22 protein-coding genes are annotated in these 20242 nt (G+C 66.7%); 9 read left to right on the top strand and 13 right to left on the bottom strand.

The window, feature by feature from the left end; translation table 11 throughout:
* Positions 1-227: 227 nt before the first annotated feature.
* Entirely contained in the window at positions 228-974 is a 747-nt protein-coding gene (gene ubiG, locus OSH10_RS22315; RefSeq protein WP_266334874.1) for a bifunctional 2-polyprenyl-6-hydroxyphenol methylase/3-demethylubiquinol 3-O-methyltransferase UbiG, read from the top strand.
* A 98-nt stretch (positions 975-1072) separates the two neighbouring features.
* Here the strand turns inward: ubiG and OSH10_RS22310 are convergent, their stop codons facing one another.
* The 4 genes from OSH10_RS22310 to OSH10_RS22295 are packed head-to-tail and all read right to left on the bottom strand — an operon-like array spanning position 1073 to position 3496.
* Positions 1073-1507 (bottom strand): DUF1178 family protein, encoded by a 435-nt coding sequence (locus OSH10_RS22310; protein WP_266334872.1) that lies wholly within the window; start codon positions 1505-1507, stop codon positions 1073-1075.
* Between the two features lie 16 nt (positions 1508-1523).
* Complete coding sequence (locus OSH10_RS22305; protein WP_266334870.1) at positions 1524-2375, bottom strand: carbon-nitrogen hydrolase family protein; 852 nt, start codon at positions 2373-2375, stop codon at positions 1524-1526.
* Between the two features lie 40 nt (positions 2376-2415).
* Positions 2416-2673 carry a glutaredoxin 3 gene (grxC, locus tag OSH10_RS22300; RefSeq protein WP_266334868.1) on the bottom strand — a complete coding sequence of 86 codons (258 nt, stop codon included), beginning with the start codon at positions 2671-2673 and terminating at the stop codon, positions 2416-2418.
* A gap of 37 nt (positions 2674-2710) precedes the next feature.
* Complete coding sequence (locus tag OSH10_RS22295; RefSeq protein ID WP_266334866.1) at positions 2711-3496, bottom strand: ComF family protein; 786 nt, start codon at positions 3494-3496, stop codon at positions 2711-2713.
* An 86-nt stretch (positions 3497-3582) separates the two neighbouring features.
* Between OSH10_RS22295 and OSH10_RS22290 the strand changes: the two genes are divergently transcribed.
* Positions 3583-4446, top strand: a complete 864-nt coding sequence (locus OSH10_RS22290; RefSeq protein ID WP_266334864.1) for a methyltransferase domain-containing protein — start codon at positions 3583-3585, stop codon at positions 4444-4446.
* A 6-nt stretch (positions 4447-4452) separates the two neighbouring features.
* Here the strand turns inward: OSH10_RS22290 and OSH10_RS22285 are convergent, their stop codons facing one another.
* The 5 genes from OSH10_RS22285 to OSH10_RS22265 all read right to left on the bottom strand — a co-directional run bounded on the left by OSH10_RS22285 (position 4453) and on the right by OSH10_RS22265 (position 8261).
* On the bottom strand, positions 4453-4632 hold the full coding sequence (locus OSH10_RS22285) for a Flp family type IVb pilin (protein WP_266334862.1): 180 nt from the start codon (positions 4630-4632) through the stop codon (positions 4453-4455).
* A gap of 89 nt (positions 4633-4721) precedes the next feature.
* Positions 4722-5126: an 8-oxo-dGTP diphosphatase MutT gene (mutT, locus tag OSH10_RS22280; RefSeq protein ID WP_266334860.1), complete on the bottom strand. Its 405-nt coding sequence runs from the start codon at positions 5124-5126 to the stop codon at positions 4722-4724.
* A 26-nt stretch (positions 5127-5152) separates the two neighbouring features.
* Positions 5153-5896: a GNAT family N-acetyltransferase gene (locus tag OSH10_RS22275; protein WP_266334858.1), complete on the bottom strand. Its 744-nt coding sequence runs from the start codon at positions 5894-5896 to the stop codon at positions 5153-5155.
* 10 nt (positions 5897-5906) lie between these two features.
* Entirely contained in the window at positions 5907-7139 is a 1233-nt protein-coding gene (gene argJ, locus OSH10_RS22270) for a bifunctional glutamate N-acetyltransferase/amino-acid acetyltransferase ArgJ (protein ID WP_266334856.1), read from the bottom strand.
* 162 nt (positions 7140-7301) lie between these two features.
* Positions 7302-8261 (bottom strand): peptidylprolyl isomerase, encoded by a 960-nt coding sequence (locus OSH10_RS22265; RefSeq protein ID WP_323181657.1) that lies wholly within the window; start codon positions 8259-8261, stop codon positions 7302-7304.
* Positions 8262-8528: 267 nt separating this feature from the next.
* Between OSH10_RS22265 and secA the strand changes: the two genes are divergently transcribed.
* Positions 8529-11255 (top strand): preprotein translocase subunit SecA, encoded by a 2727-nt coding sequence (gene secA, locus OSH10_RS22260; protein ID WP_266334854.1) that lies wholly within the window; start codon positions 8529-8531, stop codon positions 11253-11255.
* Between the two features lie 524 nt (positions 11256-11779).
* Here secA and OSH10_RS22255 read toward each other — a convergent pair.
* From OSH10_RS22255 to OSH10_RS22245, 3 genes are all read right to left on the bottom strand, one after another.
* Complete coding sequence (locus OSH10_RS22255) at positions 11780-12502, bottom strand: Crp/Fnr family transcriptional regulator (protein WP_266334852.1); 723 nt, start codon at positions 12500-12502, stop codon at positions 11780-11782.
* A gap of 111 nt (positions 12503-12613) precedes the next feature.
* A complete protein-coding gene (aroB, locus tag OSH10_RS22250; RefSeq protein ID WP_266334850.1) occupies positions 12614-13741 on the bottom strand; it encodes a 3-dehydroquinate synthase in 1128 nt (375 codons plus the stop codon).
* The gene (locus OSH10_RS22245) at positions 13728-14354 is read right to left on the bottom strand and encodes a shikimate kinase (protein ID WP_266334848.1); all 627 of its coding nucleotides are present in this window, start codon (positions 14352-14354) and stop codon (positions 13728-13730) included. Before OSH10_RS22245 ends, aroB begins: the two co-directional genes overlap by 14 nt.
* Positions 14355-14553: 199 nt before the next feature.
* Here OSH10_RS22245 and OSH10_RS22240 point away from each other — a divergent pair, with 199 nt between their 5' ends.
* The 4 genes from OSH10_RS22240 to OSH10_RS22225 all read left to right on the top strand — a co-directional run bounded on the left by OSH10_RS22240 (position 14554) and on the right by OSH10_RS22225 (position 18048).
* Entirely contained in the window at positions 14554-14703 is a 150-nt protein-coding gene (locus OSH10_RS22240) for a hypothetical protein (protein ID WP_266334846.1), read from the top strand.
* A complete protein-coding gene (gene xerD, locus OSH10_RS22235) occupies positions 14700-15662 on the top strand; it encodes a site-specific tyrosine recombinase XerD (protein ID WP_266334844.1) in 963 nt (320 codons plus the stop codon). Before OSH10_RS22240 ends, xerD begins: the two co-directional genes overlap by 4 nt.
* Before the next feature lie 142 nt (positions 15663-15804).
* Positions 15805-16758, top strand: coding sequence for an acetyl-CoA carboxylase carboxyltransferase subunit alpha (locus tag OSH10_RS22230; RefSeq protein ID WP_266334842.1), 954 nt, complete (start codon positions 15805-15807; stop codon positions 16756-16758).
* 138 nt (positions 16759-16896) lie between these two features.
* Positions 16897-18048, top strand: a complete 1152-nt coding sequence (locus tag OSH10_RS22225; RefSeq protein WP_266334840.1) for a transcriptional regulator — start codon at positions 16897-16899, stop codon at positions 18046-18048.
* A 137-nt stretch (positions 18049-18185) separates the two neighbouring features.
* Here the strand turns inward: OSH10_RS22225 and OSH10_RS22220 are convergent, their stop codons facing one another.
* A complete protein-coding gene (locus OSH10_RS22220; protein ID WP_266334837.1) occupies positions 18186-18449 on the bottom strand; it encodes a BolA family protein in 264 nt (87 codons plus the stop codon).
* A gap of 69 nt (positions 18450-18518) precedes the next feature.
* Between OSH10_RS22220 and OSH10_RS22215 the strand changes: the two genes are divergently transcribed.
* On the top strand, positions 18519-19142 hold the full coding sequence (locus OSH10_RS22215) for a J domain-containing protein (RefSeq protein ID WP_266334835.1): 624 nt from the start codon (positions 18519-18521) through the stop codon (positions 19140-19142).
* A 102-nt stretch (positions 19143-19244) separates the two neighbouring features.
* Positions 19245-20231: a cobaltochelatase subunit CobS gene (gene cobS / locus OSH10_RS22210; RefSeq protein WP_266334833.1), complete on the top strand. Its 987-nt coding sequence runs from the start codon at positions 19245-19247 to the stop codon at positions 20229-20231.
* Positions 20232-20242 lie beyond the last annotated feature (11 nt).

Here is a 20242-nt window from a genome sequence, read left to right as displayed (position 1 = left end):
GATCTCCGGCCAACCAGAACAACCGGACGGGCGCCTTCATAGCGGCTTCGGCAGGAAGCCGCAACGGCGACGGCGCGTGGGCTGCGCCATGCCTTGGGGACGGGCCGGAACCGCGCGACCCTCGGCCGAGCCGCCCCCCCGGATCCCGCCCGGCAAGGGGGTGCGGCGACCGCCTGCCTTGACTTCACCCGCCGCCACGACGACGTTCGCCGCAGAAGGAGCCGCCCATGTCAGCCGCCGAGCACAGCACTACCGTCGACCAGGACGAAATCGCGCATTTTTCGGCGATCGCCGGCGAGTGGTGGGCGCCCAACGGCAAGTTCGCGCCGCTGCATCGGCTGAACCCGATCCGGATCGGCTTCATCAAGGAAGAAGCCGCGCGGCTGTTCGGCCGCGACGGGCGGGATCCCAAGGCCCTGCAGGGCCTGCGCGTGCTCGATATCGGCTGCGGCGGCGGACTGTTGTCGGAGCCGATGGCCCGGCTCGGGGCGACGGTGGTCGGCGCCGATGCTTCGGAGACCAATATCGGCGTCGCGTCGCTGCATGCGCGCGAGGCCGGCCTCGACATCGATTACCGGGCGACGACCGCCGAGGCGCTGGCGCAGGCCGGCGAGCGATTCGACATCGTGCTCGCCATGGAGATCGTCGAGCATGTCGCCGACCTGCCGCTCTTCATCCGCGAGACGTCAGCCATGGTGAAGCCGGGCGGGCTGATGGTGCTCTCGACCATCAACCGCACACCGAAGGCCTGGGCGCTGGCGATCGTGGGGGCGGAGTATGTTCTGGGCTGGCTGCCGCGCGGCACGCACAGCTACGAGAAGCTCGTGCGGCCCTCGGAACTCGCCTCGGCGCTGCGGGAAAACGGTCTCGATCTGTCGACCGAGACCGGCGTCGTGTTCAACCCGCTTCGCAACCAGTGGAAGACTTCTTCCGACATGGACGTTAACTACATGCTAGCGGCCGTCCGCCGCTAGGGCGTTTTCGAGCGAAGGGGGCACCGGTTCGCGTGAAGAAAACGCGATCCCACAAGGAACTGGAGCGTTGCGCCGTTGAAGAGAAACGGGGAAAGGCTCTAGTTGCCGTCTTCCGGCAGGACCGGCAGGGGCAGGAACTCGATGCCCTCGTCGATCAGCGAACGCGCCTCCTCCGGCGAGGCCTCGCCATAGATGCCGCGCGCTTCGACCTCTTCGTAGTGGATCTTGCGCGCTTCCTCGGCGAACTTGGCTCCGACATAGTCGGCGTTTTCCGTCACATGCGCGCGCAGCTTGCGCATCATCTCGACCATGGCCGCCTGGCGCGGGTCCGGCGCGGCGACCTTCACGGCCGCCGCCTCGCGCTTGCGCGCCGTCGAAACGGACGGCGCCATCAAGGCCTTCACGACATCGCTGGTGCCACATTCCGGGCAGGTCACGGCCTTCGCCTTGGCGGCCTTGTCAAAGGCCGCCGCGTCGCGAAACCAGCTTTCGAAGTCGTGTCCGCCCGTACAGACGAGATTGTATCGGATCATGCCGTCTATATGGGGATCAGTTCACGAAGCTGCCAACCTGCGGCATTGCGGGCAGCGCAAAATCGCGCGCATTGGCGAGCGCCGGAATGGCCTGGCGCGCCGAGGCGGAAAAGGCCGGATCGATCTCGGCGATGATGAAGCCGGGCTGGTCGTCGGCCTCGGCCAGGATCTTGCCCCAGGGATCGACGATCATGCTGTGGCCATACGTGTCGCGACCGTCCTCGTGATGGCCGGCCTGCGCCGCCGCCACGACATAGGAACCGGTTTCGATCGCGCGCGAGCGCAGCAGCACGTGCCAATGCGCCTCGCCGGTCTTCTTGGTGAAGGCGGCGGGAACGGCCAGCACGGCGGCGCCGGCCTTGGCCAGCGTCCGGTGCAGGGCCGGGAAGCGGACATCGTAGCAGATCGTCAGGCCGATCTTGGTCCAGGGCAGGTCGGCGACGATGGCGGAATCGCCAGCCCGGTAGGTCGCGGATTCGCGATAGCTCTCGCCGCCGGAGAGATCGACATCGAACATGTGGATCTTGTCATAGCGGCCGATGATGGCGCCGTTCGGCGCGATCAGGAACGAGCGGTTGGCGATGTGATCGTCGGCGAGTTTGATCGCCATGGAACCGATATGGAGATGAATGCCCAGCTCGCGCGCGATCTCCCGAAACCGCTGCAGCGACGTGTCGATCTCTTCCGGGCCGATCGCCGCGAGAAGCGCTTCCTTGTCCCGGTCGAGGATGGTCGTCATCTCGGGGGTCAGCACATAGCCCGCCCCTGCCGCCGCCGCCGCCCGGATCAAAGCCTCGGCGTCGTCGACATTCGCCGCCACCGAACGCCCGCTGCGCATCTGGACGCAAGCCGCCTTGAAGCTCGTCATCGGCTCTCTCCTTGATTGAATGAAATGAAAGCGGCGCCCGTCAGGACGCCAGAAGCAGATCCAGGCGGCCCTGCCCCTCGAGATCGTGCAGGTCGTCGCAGCCCCCGACATGCGTCCCGCCGATGAAAATCTGCGGGAACGTTGCGCGCCCCTTGGCGCGCTCGATCATTTCCTGGCGGAGTTCCGGCTTTCCCGTGGCGTCGAATTCGACATAGGCAACGCCTTTCTTGTCCAGAAGGCGCTTGGCGGACGAACAATATCCGCAGGCCTGCCGGGTGTAGATGATCACTTCGGCCATGTTCAATCCTGATGATTGGGAGCCGCCTATATAGGCTTCAGCCCAGCCCTTCGACAACCCGTGCGAAGACGACGACGTCGACGCCGGCCGCGCCGCCCCGCAACAGCGCCCGCGTCACCGCCTTCGCCGTCGCCCCGGTGGTGTAGACATCATCGACAAGAAGCACATGCCGGCCGGCCAGCTTCGCCCTGGCCTCCGCCGATACGCGAAAGGCGCCCTGGACGTTCGCCGCCCGCTCGCTGGCCTTCAGCCCCACCTGCCGGCGCGTCGGCTTGATCCTGTCGACAAGGTCCGGGAAATGCGGTCTTTCCAGCCGTCTCGCGATCTCCGCCGCGATCATCGCCGACTGGTTGAAGCGGCGCTGCCACAGCCGGCGCGGATGCAGCGGCACCGGCACGACGATCTGCGCCTCGCCGGCAATGTCGCCGGCTGCGCGCACCATCATCGCACCGATCGAGCGGGCGAGTTCTACATGGTCATGGTATTTGAGCCCCTGCACGATGCGGCCGGATAATTCGTCATAGACGGCCACGGCGCGCAGCCGGTTGAAGGGCGGCGGATCGGCGATCGCCTCGGCGGAAAGCGCCTCCGGACCGATGTCATAGCCGAACGGAATCGCCAGTCGCTGGCAGAAGGGGCGCTCGATCAGCCGAAGCTGGTCCCAGCAGGCGGCGCAGAGCGCGCCGCTCTCGGCCACCGGCCGGCTGCAAGCCATGCAGGCCGGCGGCAGCGCCAGATTGATGACGAACCGCCCCGCCGCCCCGAGCCGTGCCCGAAGCGGCTCCAGCCAAATCGGTTTTTCGACTGCCGCGCCCGCTCGCATGCCGCAGCGTAATGCAGAACGGCTTTGACCGGAAGGGCCGCCGGTCCCATAACGGCCGCCACCACACCCGTCAGGAAGGCTGTGCCATGTCCGGCGCCCCCATTCTCTTCGATCGAAACCTGCTCGACCTGCGCCGCGCCCGCGCCGAGCGGCTCGCCGTTGCCGGCAGCGATTTCCTGCTGGCGCGCACGATCGAAGACCTGATGGACCGCCTGTCGACGGTAAACCGCCACTTCGCGCAGGCGGCCGATATCGGCGATCTCTCGCCCGCCCTCGCGGCGGCGCTCGCCGCCAACGGCCAGGGCGGCGATGTCCGGCGGGTCCGGCTGGATAGCCATGAAGCATTGCCGCTGGAGCCAGGCTCGATCGACCTCGCGGTCAGCGCGCTGACGTTCCAGTGGGTCAACGACCTGCCCGGCCTGCTCGCCCAGATCAAGCGGGCGCTGAAGCCGGACGGGCTGCTGCTGGCCACGCTGGTCGGCGGCGACACGCTGCATGAACTGCGCGCCGTGCTGACGGAGGCGGAGAGTGACATTCGCGGTGGCGCCGCGCCCCGCGTCGCACCCTTCGCCGATGTGCGCGACATTGGCGCGCTGCTGCAGCGCGCCGGCTTTGCCCTGCCGGTGACCGACACCGACCGGCTCATCGTCCGCTATGACAGCCTGTTCCATCTGATGCGCGATCTGCGGGCCATGGGGGCGACCAACGCGCTCGTCGCCCGCGATCCGCGCCCGCTGACGCGCCCGATCCTCGCCCGCGCCGCCGCGCTCTATGCGGAGCGCCATGCCGACCCCGACGGCCGCGTCCGCGCCACGTTCGAGCTGATCGCGCTTTCGGGATGGGCGCCGCATGAGAGCCAGCAGAAGCCGCTCAAGCCCGGCTCGGCCAAGGTGCGGCTCGCCGATGCGCTGGAGGCGGCCCGCAAGGAGAGGGAGCGGTCGTCGGAATAGCGGGCGTCAGGATTCCACGGCCAGCGCCACCACCCGCTCATAAAGCGAGAGGATGCCGCCGCCGGTGAGGAAGACGGCCGCCAGCGCCAGGACGATGACGCCGATGATCAGGCCGTATTCGATGGCAATCGGGCTCCGGCGCGAGCGCAGCAAGCGGATAAGGGAAGGACCTGCGGCGGCGCTCATCGTCATGCCTTGCCTGGACAGCGGCGGAATCGCGCTGTCCATTCGGCGTCACGCCACGCGACGCCTTCCGGCGAGACCCTCGCCCAAACTCATAAAAGCTCGATTAACGGCGCGATCAAAGGCTCGTCGGCCGGCGGCATCGGATAGTCGCGGAGCTGCTTGGCGCGCACCCATTTCAGCGCCTGCCCCTCGAGGCTGCGGGGAAATCCGGACCAGCGCCGGCAGACATAGAGCGGCATCAGCAGGTGGAAATCGTCATAGCTGTGGCTGGCGAAGGTGAGCGGCGCGAGGCACGCCGTCCTGGTCTCGACGCCGAGTTCCTCGCGCAGTTCGCGGATCAGGGCATCTTCGGGCGTCTCTCCGGCGTCGACCTTGCCGCCGGGGAACTCCCAGAGTCCCGCCAGCGCCTTCCCCTCAGGGCGTTGCGCGATCAGGATGCGATTGTCGGCATCGACCAGCGCACAGGCGACCACGAGAAGAAGGCGGCGTGTCATCAAAACCTCGGAGGACTCGGGAGGGATCAGGCGGGACTGCGGTAGTGGTAGCGATATTGCTCGACGAAGCCGAGCGACTCGTAGAGCCGTATCGCCGGGTCGTTGTCGGAGGTCACCTGGATCGCCGCCGCCCGGGCGCCGTTCTCCATGGTCCAGCGCAACGCCGCCCGCATCACCATGGCGCCGTAGCCCTGGCGGCGCTTCGTCCTGTCGGTGACGACGTTCAGATAGATGCCGATCCCACCCGCATTGACGGCGAGCGCCGCCGCGGCAGGCGTGCCGTCCGGCGCATAGGCGACGACGCCGCGCGCCTCCGGCGCGATCAGCCCGAGCAGGACCTTCAGCGTCTCGACCGTCTTGCCGGTCGACTGGCTCAAGGTCGACTGCGCGCGATACCAGCGCGGATCGGTCGGATTGAAGAACCGGACATCGCCGGCCGGCTCGAAGGCACAATCCTCGAGCGACATGGCGAGAACCCGGCTCTCCTCATAGGCGGACCAGCCGGCGCGGTCGAGCGCGTCCAGCACCCGGCCACCGGCCAGCGGCGTCACGCGGAAGACCGGCGCGATGCCATGGCGCACGGAGAGGGCGGCGAGGTAGTCGATCCGCCGCCCGGCATCCTCGTCATCTTCCGGATCGAGGCTCTGGAACGAATTCGAGCGCTTCGAATAGCCATGCGCGAAGCGCCAGAGCCAGGCGCCGTCATGCACGGTACCGACCGCAGGCCAGGCGGAAAGGCAGGCGGACTCGATCCCCAGGATGGACGGCAAGATGGTCACCTCAGCTGCGGTAGTCGCCGTTGATCGCGACATATTCCTTGGTCAGGTCGCAGGTCCAGACCGTGGCCTTGCCCTCGCCCAGGCCGATCTCGGCGGTGATGACGATTTCCCGGTTCTTCATGTAGGCCGAGGCGACGGCTTCCGAATAGGACGGATCGCGCTCGCCCTCGAAGGCGACGCGGGTCTCGCCGAAGGAGATCGACAGCCTGTCACGGTCGGCCGGTTCGCCGGCCTTGCCGACCGCCATCACGACGCGGCCCCAATTGGCGTCCTCGCCGGCAGCCGCCGTCTTGACCAGCGGCGAATTGGCGATCGACAGCGCGATGCGCTTGGCGGAAGCGTCGGAAACCGCGCCGACCACCCGGACCTCGATCAACTTGCGCGCGCCCTCGCCGTCACGCGCCACCTGGGTGGCGAGGTCGAGCAGCACCTCATCCAGCGCCCGGGCGAAGTCCGCCAGGCGCGGATCGGCGGGATCGGCAATGGTCTCCGCGCCTTCCGCCTTGCCGGTGGCGAAAAGCAGCAGCGTGTCGGAGGTCGAGGTGTCGCTGTCGACGGTGACGGAGTTGAAGCTGCCCACGACGCCCTTCGAAAGCAGCGCCTGCAGCGCCGGCGCGGCGATGGCGGCGTCCGTGGCGACGAAGGAGAGCATGGTCGCCATGTCGGGCGCGATCATGCCGGCGCCCTTGGCGATGCCGTTGATCGTGACCGTGGCGGCACCGAGCTTCACCGTGCGGGTCGCGCCCTTCGGGAAGGTGTCGGTGGTCATGATGGCGCGGGCGGCGTCGATCCAGGGGCCGCTCGCGGCGCGGGATGCCGCATCCGGCAGGACGGCGGCGAATTTCTGCGCGTCGAGCGGTTCGCCGATCACGCCCGTCGAGGCGAGAAACACCTCATCCGGGCGGCAATCCGCGACCTTGGCGGCCAGTTCGCCCTGCAAACTCGTGGTTTCGCGTCCCTTCTTGCCAGTGAAGGCATTGGCATTGCCGGAATTGACCAGCAGCGCGCGCGCCGTGCCGCCTTTCAGCGATTCCCGGCACCAGTCGACGGGCGCCGACGGGCACTTCGACTGGGTGAAGACACCGGCCACCGTCGTTCCCTCGGCGAAAAGCGCCAGGAAAACGTCGAGGCGGTTCTTGTACTTGATGCCGGCCTCGGCGGTCGCGAAGGTCACGCCTTCGATCGGCGGCATGTCGGGAAAGGGAACGGCGAGCGGGGAAACGGCAGTGGACATGATGCCTCGGCTGGTTCGGGCAAAAGAGGCCATCCCTCTGCCCGAACCGCCTGTCACGCGCAAGCCGTTTCGGATCGGGGAATGGCGCAAGCGGCGATCCTGAAATGCAAAAGGGCCGGACTGATGTCCGGCCCTTCCATTCGCAATCCGCGGACCCGGCGCCTACTGCGCGGGCTGCGACGGGGCGGCCTTCAGGGTCGGGTCGACGATCTCGACCTTGCTGTCCTTGCGCAGGCCGGCGACGGTGTCGACGAAGGTGTCGCGCAGCACGAGCTGGCGGACCTGATCCTTGACCTGGTCGAAGGTCGGCAGCGGCTGCTTGCGCTTCTCGACCGACTTGATGACGTGGTAGCCATACTGGGTCTTGACCGGCTTCTCGGTGTACTTGCCGGGTTCGAGCGCGAAGGCCGCCTCCTCGAATTCCTTGATCATCTTGCCCTTGGTGAAGAAGCCGAGATCGCCGCCCATCTTGGCGGAACCCGGATCCTTCGACTTCTCGGCCGCGAGCTTGGCGAAATCGCCGCCCTTGTCGAGCTCGGCGATGATCGCCTTGGCCTCGTCCTCGGTCTCGACCAGGATGTGCTGGGCGTGGACTTCCTCTTCCGGCACGATCTTGGCGATCTCGGTCTCGTAGCGCTTCTTGACCGCTTCGTCGGTGACCGCGTTGTCGACCTTGGCGCGGAAGAACTCGTTGCGCAGCGCGCGGGCGCGCAGCAGGGCGAGACGGCGCTGGAATTCCTCGGACTTGTCGAGGCCGTCCTTTTCGGCAGCACCCGCCATCAGGCGCAGGTCGATCAGCACGTCGAGGATGGCCTTGCGGCGCTGGTCGGGGGCAACCTTGGCGAGTTCCTCGGCGAAATCATCACCGGCCAGCGTCAGATCGGCCTCGGTGATCGGCTGGCCGTTGACGGTCGCCAGAACGGTCTTCGGATCGGCGGGCGCCGCAGCAGGAGCCGCCGCGGGCGCGGGCGCGGGCGCGTCCTGCGCGACGGCCGGCGCCGTCGCCAGAGCCATCAGGCCGAGCACGGCCAGAGCGGGCCCGCGCAAGGCCGTAAGGGAAGATGAGACACGAGACATCATGAACTTGTCCTGTTCCTTTACGGAGAGAGAAGTGAAGAGCATTGCGTGTTCCTCACGATCAAGTGCGTGGATCTGCTGCAATTCCGGCATTTTGCGGGCATGACGCCGCCGGTCGTCCACGTTGACAACCCTTGTGCCCCCTCTTATCTCTCTCGGAACTCGGCGTCCAGAACGCTGTGACGTGTGAGGTGACGGCGCGCCTAATGGTTTCCGGCCTTCGTCGCAGTCGATGCGATCGCGCCGACAACAAGAACCCGGCGTCCCCTCGTCTTCCCTGGGGCGGCCCGGATCCAACATCAAGGATGACCCATGGTCGGTCTCGGTTCGCTTGCGCGCAAATTTTTCGGCTCGGCCAATGACCGCCGCGTCAAGGGCTACCGGCCGGTGGTCGCGCAAATCAATGCGCTGGAAGACGAGTTGTCGAAGCTGACGGACGACCAGCTCCGCGCCCGCACCGAACAGTTCAAGCGCGAAATCGCCGGCGGAAAATCGGTCAATGACCTGCTCGTGCCGGCCTTTGCCACGGTCCGCGAGGGCGCCAAGCGCGCGCTCGGCATGCGTCATTTCGACGTCCAGATGATCGGCGGCATGGTGCTGAACGACGGCGCCATCTCGGAAATGAAGACGGGCGAAGGCAAGACCCTCGTCGCGACGCTTCCGGTCTACCTGAACGCGTTGACCGGCAAGGGCGTGCACGTCGTCACCGTCAACGACTACCTCGCCTCGCGCGACGCCGAATGGATGGGCCGGCTCTACCGCTTCCTCGGCCTGTCGGTCGGCGTCATCGTGCATGGCCTCGACGACGACCAGCGCCGGGCGGCGTACGCCTGCGACATCACCTACGGCACCAACAACGAGTACGGCTTCGATTATCTGCGCGATAACATGAAGTACGAGCTCGGCCAGATGGTCCAGCGCCCGCATCATTATGCGATCGTCGACGAAGTCGACTCGATCCTGATCGACGAGGCGCGCACCCCGCTGATCATCTCCGGCCCGCTCGACGACCGCTCGGAGCTCTACACCACCATCGACGCCTTCATTCCGGCGCTCGTGCCCGAAGATTACGAGATCGACGAGAAGCAGCGCACCGCCAACTTCACCGAGGCCGGCAACGAGAAGCTCGAGCAGCTCCTCACCGAAGCGGGCCTGCTGAAGGGCGAGTCGCTTTACGACGTCGAGAACGTCACCGTCGTCCACCACATCAACCAGGGCCTGCGCGCGCACCGTCTGTTCCAGCGCGACAAGGACTACATCGTCAAGGATGACGAAGTCGTCATCATCGACGAGTTCACCGGCCGCATGATGCCGGGCCGCCGCTATTCGGAAGGCCTGCACCAGGCGCTGGAGGCGAAGGAACACGTCAAGATCCAGCCGGAAAACCAGACGCTGGCCTCGATCACCTTCCAGAACTATTTCCGCATGTACGAGAAGCTGGCCGGCATGACCGGCACGGCGCAGACGGAAGCGGCCGAGTTCATGGACATTTACGGTCTCGAGGTTCTCGAGATCCCGACCAACGTCCCCGTCTCGCGTATCGATGATGATGACGAGGTCTACCGGACCGCCAACGAGAAGTACAAGGCGATCATCCGCGTCATCAAGGACTGCAGCCAGCGCGGCCAGCCGGTCCTCGTCGGCACGACCTCGATCGAAAAGTCGGAACTGCTGTCGGAGCTCCTGAAGAAGGAGAAGGTCCCGCACCAGGTGCTGAACGCCCGCTACCACGAGCAGGAAGCCTATATCGTCGCCCAGGCCGGCGTGCCCGGCGCGGTGACGATCGCCACCAACATGGCCGGCCGCGGTACCGACATCAAACTCGGCGGCAACCTCGAAATGCGCATCGAGCGCGAACTGGGCGACGTCCAGGACGAGGCCGAGCGCGATCGCCGCATCGAGGAGATCAAGGCCGAGATCGCCGTCCTCAAGGACAAGGCGCTGGCCGCCGGCGGTCTCTACGTCATCGGCACCGAGCGGCATGAAAGCCGCCGCATCGACAACCAGCTGCGCGGCCGTTCCGGCCGCCAGGGCGACCCCGGCCATTCGCACTTCTTCCTGTCGCTGCAGGACGACCTGATGCGCATCTTCGGCTCGGAGCGCATGGACGGCATGCTGCAGAAGCTGGGGCTCAAGGAAGACGAGGCGATCGTCCATCCGTGGATCAACCGGGCGCTGGAAAAGGCGCAGCAGAAGGTCGAGGCGCGCAACTTCGACATCCGCAAGAACCTGCTGAAATACGACGACGTCATGAACGACCAGCGCAAGGTCATCTTCGACCAGCGCATCGAGCTGATGGCCGAGGAAGACGTCGCCTCCACCGTCGACGACATGCGCCAGGAAGTGATCGCCAACCTGGTCGCCAAGCACATCCCGGAAAAGGCCTATCCCGAGCAGTGGGACGCGAAGGGCCTGCACGAGGCGCTGCTGGCGGCGGTCAATCTCGACCTGCCGATCGAGGCCTGGGCGGCCGAGGAAGGCATCGCCGACGCGGAAGTGCTGGAACGCGTGCAGAAGGCCGGCGACGAAGCCGCCGCCTCGCGCACCGAGCGCTTCTCGCCGACCGTCATGCGCCAGGTCGAAAAGGCCGTCCTGCTGCAGACGCTCGACCATCTCTGGCGCGAGCACCTGGTCACGCTGGACCATCTGCGCCAGGTCATCGGCTTCCGCGGCTATGCGCAGCGCGATCCGCTGAACGAATACAAGACCGAGGCCTTCGAACTGTTCGAAGCGATGCTGCAGAACCTGCGCGAGGCCGTCACGGCGCAGATGATGCGCGTCGAGATCATGCAGTCGCCGCCGCTGGCGCCCGACGACATGGACATGGACAGCCTCCAGGCGATGCATCTCGACCCGCTATCGGGCGAGAACGAGTTCGATGACCAGCCGCTGCTGGAGAATGCCGACAGCGCCGCCGGCTTCGCGGCGCTTGGCGTCGACCCGAACGACCCGTCGACCTGGAGCCGCCTCCAGCGCAACGCCCCCTGCCCCTGCGGCTCCGGCAAGAAGTTCAAGCACTGCCACGGCAAGCTGGCGTAAGGCTGGCTCCAACTCTTGAAGAAGCCCGGCATGGCGACATGCCGGGCTTTTTTGTGTCTGGCACGGCTCGGCCGTGATTCCGGGCGGAGATCGGGGGCGGTTAGCCGGAAAATTGCGCCCGAAACGCCCTGTTCCTCGGCTGCAGGGATTCCTGCTTTCGCAGGAATGACGGCGAGGGTGGGGTGATGGCGGAGCCAGATCTTCGGACCGGCCGCTGTCATCGTGCGCGAGCCACAGCCGCCACGCTCCGCCGTCATCCCGGGCGAAGACCCGGGATCCATTCAGCCCTAGCTCTCAAGCAAGACCCCCACCCCACCCTCTCCCGTAAGCGGGAGAGGGCTTTCGGCCGGTGCGGTGGCGGCGTCGAGACCAGGCGCGATGGCCCCTCTCTCCCGCGAGCGGGCGAGGGCTGGGGTGAGGGTCTGTTGCCGGGTGCCGGACATCGACCCGCCCCCCTCTCACCGAACCAACCGACCTCGACCTGGATGGCATTCAGGCAGGGCCAAGTCGTTGAAGTCTCCCCCTCACGCCGGCTGGGGAACCCTCGGCATGCCGCGGCGGTTGGCGGCGACCAGCTTGCGGGCCAGCGCGTTGCCGATCACCTGGTGCACGGCCGCGGACAGCCGGGCATCCTCGGCGCAGGCGCGCGACAGCTTCTCGCGGTCGAGCGCGATCACCGAAAGCCGGTCGGAGGCGCGGACCGTCGCCGACGCGACGATGCCGGTCAGGAACGACACCTCGCCGACGAACTCGCCCGCATGCAGGCGCGCGACCTCGACACCGCCCGCCAAGACGACGGCATGGCCGGCCGTGATGAAATAGAACCAGTCGACGGGTTCGCCTTCCGTCGTCAGCGGCGCGCCGGGCGCGAGGTCATACACCTCGCCAAGGCGGATCAGTTCCCCGATCTGGTTGTCGTCCAGGCTGTTTGCGGCGTCGATCACCACCTCGTCGGCGCCGGCGCCCAGCAGCTGGCCGCGGGTCGCCCGGCCAAGGGCGCGCCGCGCCTGGACCAGGGCCATCAGGCGATAGGCGTTGATCAGGATGAAGACGACGTTCCAGACAATGCCGGTATAGAGCGAGCCGCCGGACATGGCGAAATAGACGATCTGGAAGGCCAGCGAGATGATCAGCAGGATGCGCAGCCAGAAGATGTTCGTCAGGAACAGCGAGACCGCGAAAAGCACATAGCCGATATGGGCGGGCAGGTCATACCAGCCGCCGAAGGTTTCGAGGATGTCAAACACGAGCCCGTCTCCGCGCGAGGAGTCGGCGCATCAAGGCCGCCGCGATCGCTCGCCGCGGCATTCTAAAGCATCGCTGCAAAAAGCGAGACCCCGTTTCCGGGGGCTGGCGTCTCAATCCGCCAGCTTGTCAGTGAGGAACGCTTCCACGGCGGCCGGCGGCACATCCTTGGCGATGAAAGCCTTGCCGACGCCATGCGTCAGGATGAAGGTCAGCGTGCCGCGCGACACCTTCTTGTCCTGGCCGATCCGCTTCATCAGATCCTGCGCGTCCGGCAACCCGCCCGGCACGTCGGAGAGCCGCGTCGGCAGGCCGACCGCTTTCAGATGCGCCTCGACGCGGGCGCCGTCATCCGGCGAGCAGAGGTTCATGCGGGCGGAAAACTGATGCGCCAGAACCATGCCGATGGCGACGCCTTCGCCATGCACGAGGCGCTGCGAATAGCCGGTGGCCGATTCCAGCGCATGGCCGAAGGTGTGGCCGAGATTGAGGAGCGCGCGCTCGCCGGTCTCGTGCTCGTCGGCGGCGACGACCTTGGCCTTGGCGCGGCAGCTGGTGGCGACCGCGTGCTCGCGCTCCGGGCCGCCGGAAAGGATGCCCCGCCAGTTCTGCTCCAGCCAGGCGAAGAAGGCCGGGTCGTCGATGAGGCCGTATTTCGCCACCTCGGCGTAGCCGGCGCGGAATTCGCGAGGGGAGAGCGTATCGAGAACGCCGGTATCGGCGATGACGAGATCAGGCTGGTGGAAGGCGCCGACCAGGTTCTTGCCCTCGGCGGTATTGATGCCCGTCTTGCCGCCAACGGAACTGTCGACCTGGGCCAGCAGGGAGGTGGGGATCTGGACGAAGCGCATGCCGCGCCGGGCGATCGCCGCCGCGAAGCCGGTGAGGTCGCCGACGACGCCGCCGCCCAGCGCGACGACGATGTCGCCACGCTCCAGCCGGGCCGCCAGAATCGCGCGGGTGACGGTTTCGAGCGTCTGGAAATTCTTCGAAGCCTCGCCAGGCGCGACCACCACGGGCACGCTGTCGATGCCGGAGGCGGCAAGCGACGCGGTGAGCGCCGCGAGATAGAAGCCGCCCACCGTCTCGTCCGTCACGATCGCGGCGCGCGCCTTGGGCAGCCGCTCGGCGATGGCCCGGCCGGCATCGGCGATCAGGCCGCGGCCGATCAGGATGTCATAGGCGCGCTCGCCCAGCGCGACACGGACCGTGGTGGGGGCTGCGGCTTCAGCGATCGTCATCGGTCGGTCGGCTTTCCTGGGCAGGGCTTTCTGCCGCCAGATGGGCGAGCAGCGCTTCGATGGTTTCGTCGGCGACGATCTCGTGAGTCACGTCGCGCGACAGGATATGGACATTGGCAAGCGAATAGATCGGATCGCGCTCGGTCATCAGCCGGCGCATGGTGGCTTCAGGGTCGGCGGTCTGCAGCAGCGGCCGGTTGGCGCGTTTGCGCACCCGCGCCATCAGCACGTCGAGTTCCGCGCGCAGCCAGATCGATACCGCGCCCTCGAGGATCGCAGCGCGCGTCTCCTCGTTCATGAAGGCGCCGCCGCCGGTGGCCAGCACCTTCGGATTGCCGTCGAGCAGGCGGCGGATCACCCGCCTCTCGCCATCGCGGAAATAGGCCTCGCCATGCTGGGCGAAAATCTCGGGGATGGTGGCGTCGGCCGCCTTCTCGATCTCCGCATCGGCGTCGATGAACGGCAGATGCAGCTTGGCGGCGATCCGCTTGCCGACCGACGTCTTGCCGGCGCCCATCAGGCCGACCAGGACGATGGCGCGCGGCCCCAGGCGGCTGATCAGCTCCGCCGCCGACGCAGTGGTATCCTGTTCTGGCACGATGCTCTCGATCATGGTCCCGCAGCTCCTCGTCCAGCCTCAGCCGAGGTAGAACCGGACCCGGGCGAAACTGTCAAGCGTTCCGCGACGCATCGCATGCGGACAGCGCCTCTCGCGGCGCTGGAATCGCGAGGGTGTGACCCGCGCCCTTGCCATCGATGCCGGTGCATGGCCATAACCTCACTCCAGATATTTCGAGGTCCGTGGCCGGTTCATGCCGACACTGTCGCGCTTCATCATCGCCTGCATCCTGCTCGCGCTCGCCGGCTATGCCGCCGTGTTCGCCCTCGCGAACTTCGTCGAGCCGAGCCCGCGCGAGATCACGGTGCGGGTCCCGACCGACAAACTGCTGCAGGAACAATGATCGTGGCGAAGGCAAAGACCCGGCGCACGCTGGCGGGCATGCACCACCTCGAGGCGTTTCTCGAGATGATGAGCGCCGAGCGGGGCGCCTCGCCGCATACGCTCACCTCCTATCGCCGCGACATCGAGGACTATGCCGAATTCCTCGGCGATCGCGGGCTCGATTTCGAAAGCGCGGCGCTGGCCGATGTGCGCGCCTATCTGGTCGATCTCGAATTGCGCGGCTTCGCCGCGTCGTCGGCGGCGCGGCGGCTTTCCGCGCTGCGCCAGATGCACCGCTTCCTGTTCGCCGAGGGCGTGCGGCGCGACGACCCCTCCGGCATCGTCGAGGGACCGAAGCGCAAGGTGCCGATCCCCAAGGTGCTGTCCGAGGCCGAGGTCGACCGGCTGCTGCAGACGGCGGAGAGCGCCGTCGCCCTCGCCAAAACACCCTCGGCGCAGTTGCGCGCCGCCCGCCTCGCCGCCCTGCTGGAGACGCTCTATGCCTCGGGCATGCGCGTGTCCGAGCTGGTGGCGCTGCCTGCCTCCGCCGCCCGGGCGGATCTGCGCGCGCTGATCGTGCGCGGCAAGGGCAACAAGGAGCGGCTGGTGCCGCTGACCGAGCGCGCCCGGGAGGCGATCTCCCGCTATGTGGCGCTGCGCCGCGAGCTAGAGGGCAAGGCGCCGAGCAGCCAGTGGCTGTTCCCCTCCTTCGGCGAGAGCGGCACGCTGACCCGCCAGGCCTTCGCCCGCGACCTGAAGGAGCTCGCCGTCGCCACCGGCATCCCGGCAGCGCGCGTCTCGCCGCATGTGCTGCGCCACGCCTTCGCCAGCCATCTGCTGCAGAACGGCGCCGACCTGCGCATCGTCCAGCAATTGCTCGGACATGCCGACATTTCAACGACGCAGATCTATACCCATGTGCTGGAAGAGCGACTGCGCGCGCTCGTCGCCGAGCACCATCCGCTGGCGAAGCCGTGAGGAGCCGCCGATCCGGCCCCGCCGCGAGCTGCGCTTGCGTCAGCTTGACACCGCCGGGCCTTACAGCCAGTGTGCGGCCACTTTCAGGGAGGTCTATCCGGCCGCCCGCATATAGCCATGTTTGTACGGCTTGAAGGTCTGGATGCGAACCTTTCTTGAATTCGAAAAACCCGTCGCCGATCTCCAGGGCAAGGTGCAGGAACTCCGCGCCATGGCCGAGAAGGGCGATGCCGTCTCCGTCGGCGACGAGATCACCCGGCTCGAGGCAAAGGCCGGACAGGCCTTGGCCGAGATCTACGCGAAGCTGACGCCCTGGCAGAAGACCCAGGTGGCGCGCCATCCCGACCGGCCGCATTTCGTCGAATATGCCAAGCGGCTGATCACCGATTTCACCCCGCTCGCCGGCGACCGCAAATTTGCCGAGGACCAGGCGATTCTGGCCGGCTTCGGCCGTTTCCGCGGCCGTCCGGTCGCGGTCATGGGCCAGGAAAAGGGCCATGACACCGAAAGCCGCCTGCGGCACAATTTCGGCATGGCCCGGCCCGAAGGCTATCGCAAGGCCGTGCGCATCATGGAACTGGCCGAGCGCTTCTCGCTGCCGGTGATCGCGCTGGTCGACACCGCCGGCGCCTATCCCGGCATCGACGCCGAGGAACGCGGCCAGGCCGAGGCGATCGCGCGCTCGACCGAGGCAGCGCTGGGCCTCGGCACGCCGAACGTCTCCGTCATCATCGGCGAAGGCGGCTCCGGCGGCGCCATCGCGATCGCCACCGCGAATCGCGTGCTGATGCTCGAGCATTCGATCTACAGCGTGATCTCGCCGGAAGGCGCCGCCTCGATCCTCTGGCGCGACGGCAGCCGCGCCCAGGATGCGGCGACCAACATGAAGATCACCGCGCAGGACCTGTTCCGCTTCGGCGTGATCGACGAGATCATTCCCGAGCCGATGGGCGGCGCGCATCGCGATCCCGACGCGGCGATCGAAGCGGCCGGCAAGGCGATCGAACATGCGCTGGCTTCGTTCGAGGGCCAGTCGGAAGCCGACATCAAGCGCCAGCGTCGCGAGAAGTTTCTTGCGATCGGCCGGTCGCTTTGACACGATTCCGCCCGTCTTCCCGTCTATTGAACATCTGATTCGGTCCGTGCGCGGCCCCTGATGGGGCCTCGCGCGGTCGTTCAGAGACGGGATGGAGCCGCTCCGCCGCAGCGTTGCGAAGGCTCCGCAGGGGTGTTCATGCCAGGTTCCGCGTTCTTTTCTCGTCTTCGCAAGGCTTTGCTGTTCCTGGCGGTGGGGCTTGCCCTCGCCGCGTGCCAGGACGCCACGCCCAAGCATCTGAAGCCGCTCCCCGCCAAGCTCAAGGCGAAGATGGAGCAGCTGAACATGGACCCGAAGGCGCCGGTCTATATCCGCTCCTTCAAGGAAACGTCCGAGTTCGAGGTCTGGAAGCAGCGGCGCGACGGCACCTATGGCCTGCTGAAGACCTATGACATCTGCAAATGGTCCGGGAAGCTCGGCCCCAAGGTGCGCGAAGGCGACCGCCAGGCGCCGGAGGGCTTCTATACGGTCAAGCCCGGCCAGATGAACCCCAATTCCAAATACTACCTGTCCTTCAACATCGGCTTCCCCAACGCCTATGACACGGCATGGAACCGCACCGGCAACAGCCTGATGGTGCATGGCGCCTGCTCGTCGGCGGGCTGCTATTCGATGACGGACGAATCGGCCGGCGAGATCTACTGGCTCGCCCGCGACGCCTTCATCGGCGGCCAGCGCTCCTTCGAAGTGCACCTCTACCCGTTCCGCATGACGGCCGAGAACATGGCCAAGCATCGCAACGACCCGAACATGCCGTTCTGGCAGATGCTGAAGGACGGCAACGATCATTTCGAAGTGACGCGCAAGCCGCCCGTCGTCGGCGTCTGCGACAGGCGCTACGTCTTCGATGTCGATACCGGCGGTGCCGCCCTCAACGCGTCGGCCGCCTGCCCCGCCAGCATGCGCGTGCCGGAATGGCTGGACGCGGCGGTGAAGGCGAAGCAGTCCAAGGACCAGCAGATCTTCCTCGCCACCGCCGCCAGGCTGGACAGCCAGGGCCAGGCCGTGGCCTCCAGGTCCGTGACGGACGCGGCGGCGCGCCAGGCCTCCGTCGAGGCCGAGGCGATGGCATCGGGCCCCGCCGCCTACACGCCCGTCGCCTTCCCGGCGACGGCGGCAGGCAACGCGGCGGCGCTGGCCATCGACGGCGTCCCGGCGCCCGACATGCCGCTGCCGGTGCCCTCGCCGATCCGCATGACGGCGGAGCCGGCCGGCGACGCCTATGCGCCGGCCCCGGTCGCCAAGAAGCCGAGCTTCTGGGACAAGTTCAAGAAGCGCGAGCCCTCGTAAGGCGGGGCATCAATCCTACGAAAGCGGGACCCCCTGCAGTCACAGGGCGTTTCGCTGCCGATTTCCCGGCCAAGGGGCCAGCAGATGGCAGCACGACGCCCGCCATCCCAATTGCCCGCCATCGCGGCGAGTCGCCGCTATTCCGGCGCCCTGGCCTGGATGGCGAGGGCGTGGACGCCGGCGGCGAGTTCGTCGGCGAGAATCGAATTGACGGTCCGGTGGATATCGACCCGGCTCTTGCCGCGGAACGCTTCGGCCGTGATTTTCACCCGGAAATGGGTCTCGCCCTCTTCCCGGTGGCCGGCATGGCCCTTGTGCAAATGCGACTCGTCAATCACATCTAGGGTCTGCGGCGACAGGGCGCTTGCCAGCGCCGCCGTAATCCGCTCTTTCGTGTTCATAGAGAAACCTCCGTCACTCTGGCGAAACATCGCCTTGTTCGTGGGCGGGGTGGCTACCATAATCGCATCATGAAGCTCGATTCAAAATTGTTCGACGGGATCCGGATCAAGTCAGCATCCGGAAGAACCGCTCAAAAGCCAGCGACCCAGCCTTGCAGCTGGGCCGGTTGCAAGGCCGAAGGTACGCACAAGGCGCCGAAGGGCCGGAACCGCGAAGGGCAGTTCCACCATTTTTGCATCGACCATGTGCGGCTCTACAACAAGAACTACAACTACTTCTCCGGCATGGGCGACGAGGATGTCGCCGCCTATCAGAAGGATTCGCTGACCGGCCATCGCCCGACCTGGACGATGGGCGTCAACAGCGCCGGCGAGCAGCGCGAACGCGTCAAGAGCCACGCGGCGCGCGACTGGAGCGGCGGCGTGCAGGATCCGTTCGACATGTTCGACGGCACCGCCGGCCGGATGAAGGAACCCGCCAAGCCGGTTCGCCACATCAAGACGCTGGAGCGCAAATCCTTCGACACGCTGGAGCTGGACGGCTCCGAGTCCAGTGTCGAGATCAAGTCGCGCTACAAGTCGCTGGTCAAGATCTACCATCCCGATGCCAATGGTGGAGACCGCAGCTTCGAGGACAAGCTGCGCGAAATCATTCAGGCATATAACTTTCTCAAGGCGGCCGGCTTCTGCTAGAAGAGCCTCACTTCCCGCTCGCTCCCCGCGCGCGGGCTCTTCAGTTTGGCCCTCCCGCCTAGAACCCGACCGCAAGCGTCCGCTGGATGCGACGGAGCAGACATGACTGAGACGACGACTGATCGCACCGCCCTGCCCGATACGACGATTTCCGTCCGTGAGGTCTTCGGCATCGATTCCGACCTGCAGGTGCCGGCTTATTCCGAGCCCAACGAGCACGTGCCGGACGCCGATCCGGATTACCTGTTCGACCGCACGACCACGCTGGCCATCCTGGCCGGCTTCGCGCGCAATCGCCGCGTCATGGTCACCGGCTATCACGGCACCGGCAAGTCGACCCATATCGAGCAGGTCGCCGCCCGCCTCAACTGGCCGGCCGTGCGCGTCAATCTCGACAGCCATATCAGCCGCATCGACCTCATCGGCAAGGATGCGATCGTCATCAAGGACGGCCTGCAGGTCACGGAATTCCGCGACGGCATCCTGCCCTGGGCCTACCAGCACAACATCGCGCTGGTGTTCGACGAATATGACGCCGGCCGCCCGGACGTGATGTTCGTGATCCAGCGCGTGCTCGAATCCTCCGGCCGCCTGACGCTGCTCGACCAGAACCGCGTCATCCGCCCGCACCCCGCCTTCCGCCTGTTCGCCACCGCCAACACGGTCGGCCTCGGCGATACCTCGGGCCTCTATCACGGCACGCAGCAGATCAACCAGGCGCAGATGGACCGCTGGTCCATCGTCACCACGCTGAACTACCTGCCGCACGACAACGAGGTCGGCATCGTCGTCTCGAAGGCCAAGGGTTTCGCCGACCCGAAGGGTCGCGCGCTCGTCGGCCGCATGGTCCGCCTCGCCGACATGACCCGCTCGGCCTTCATCAACGGCGACCTGTCGACCGTCATGAGCCCGCGCACGGTCATCACCTGGGCCGAGAATGCCGAGATCTTCGGCGATATCGGCTTCGCGTTCCGCGTGACCTTCCTCAACAAGTGCGACGAGCTCGAGCGCTCTCTGGTGGCGGAATTCTATCAGCGCGCCTTTGGCGAAGAGCTGGTCGAATCGGCCGCCAACGTGGTGCTGAGCTAGGCGGACCCCGG

Origin of the sequence: Kaistia defluvii (genome assembly GCF_026343955.1) — a bacterium.
GTDB lineage: Bacteria > Pseudomonadota > Alphaproteobacteria > Rhizobiales > Kaistiaceae > Kaistia > Kaistia defluvii.
This window is presented reverse-complemented; position numbering and strand designations above follow the sequence as displayed.

Bases quoted from the DNA above. Each gene is read 5' to 3' on its own strand.
- OSH10_RS22225 (WP_266334840.1), top strand. From the start codon at position 16,897: ATGCCAGGTTCCGCGTTCTTTTCTCGTCTTCGCAAGGCTTTGCTGTTC.
- ubiG (WP_266334874.1), top strand. From the start codon at position 228: ATGTCAGCCGCCGAGCACAGCACTACCGTCGACCAGGACGAAATCGCG.
- OSH10_RS22220 (WP_266334837.1), bottom strand. From the start codon at position 18,449: ATGAACACGAAAGAGCGGATTACGGCGGCGCTGGCAAGCGCCCTGTCG.
- OSH10_RS22245 (WP_266334848.1), bottom strand. From the start codon at position 14,354: ATGATCGAGAGCATCGTGCCAGAACAGGATACCACTGCGTCGGCGGCG.
- OSH10_RS22215 (WP_266334835.1), top strand. From the start codon at position 18,519: ATGAAGCTCGATTCAAAATTGTTCGACGGGATCCGGATCAAGTCAGCA.
- OSH10_RS22230 (WP_266334842.1), top strand. From the start codon at position 15,805: ATGCGAACCTTTCTTGAATTCGAAAAACCCGTCGCCGATCTCCAGGGC.
- cobS (WP_266334833.1), top strand. From the start codon at position 19,245: ATGACTGAGACGACGACTGATCGCACCGCCCTGCCCGATACGACGATT.
- OSH10_RS22285 (WP_266334862.1), bottom strand. From the start codon at position 4,632: ATGAGCGCCGCCGCAGGTCCTTCCCTTATCCGCTTGCTGCGCTCGCGC.
- mutT (WP_266334860.1), bottom strand. From the start codon at position 5,126: ATGACACGCCGCCTTCTTCTCGTGGTCGCCTGTGCGCTGGTCGATGCC.
- xerD (WP_266334844.1), top strand. From the start codon at position 14,700: ATGATCGTGGCGAAGGCAAAGACCCGGCGCACGCTGGCGGGCATGCAC.
- OSH10_RS22295 (WP_266334866.1), bottom strand. From the start codon at position 3,496: ATGCGAGCGGGCGCGGCAGTCGAAAAACCGATTTGGCTGGAGCCGCTT.
- aroB (WP_266334850.1), bottom strand. From the start codon at position 13,741: ATGACGATCGCTGAAGCCGCAGCCCCCACCACGGTCCGTGTCGCGCTG.
- OSH10_RS22290 (WP_266334864.1), top strand. From the start codon at position 3,583: ATGTCCGGCGCCCCCATTCTCTTCGATCGAAACCTGCTCGACCTGCGC.
- argJ (WP_266334856.1), bottom strand. From the start codon at position 7,139: ATGTCCACTGCCGTTTCCCCGCTCGCCGTTCCCTTTCCCGACATGCCG.
- grxC (WP_266334868.1), bottom strand. From the start codon at position 2,673: ATGGCCGAAGTGATCATCTACACCCGGCAGGCCTGCGGATATTGTTCG.
- OSH10_RS22265 (WP_323181657.1), bottom strand. From the start codon at position 8,261: ATGCTCTTCACTTCTCTCTCCGTAAAGGAACAGGACAAGTTCATGATG.
- OSH10_RS22310 (WP_266334872.1), bottom strand. From the start codon at position 1,507: ATGATCCGATACAATCTCGTCTGTACGGGCGGACACGACTTCGAAAGC.
- OSH10_RS22305 (WP_266334870.1), bottom strand. From the start codon at position 2,375: ATGACGAGCTTCAAGGCGGCTTGCGTCCAGATGCGCAGCGGGCGTTCG.
- OSH10_RS22240 (WP_266334846.1), top strand. From the start codon at position 14,554: ATGCCGACACTGTCGCGCTTCATCATCGCCTGCATCCTGCTCGCGCTC.
- secA (WP_266334854.1), top strand. From the start codon at position 8,529: ATGGTCGGTCTCGGTTCGCTTGCGCGCAAATTTTTCGGCTCGGCCAAT.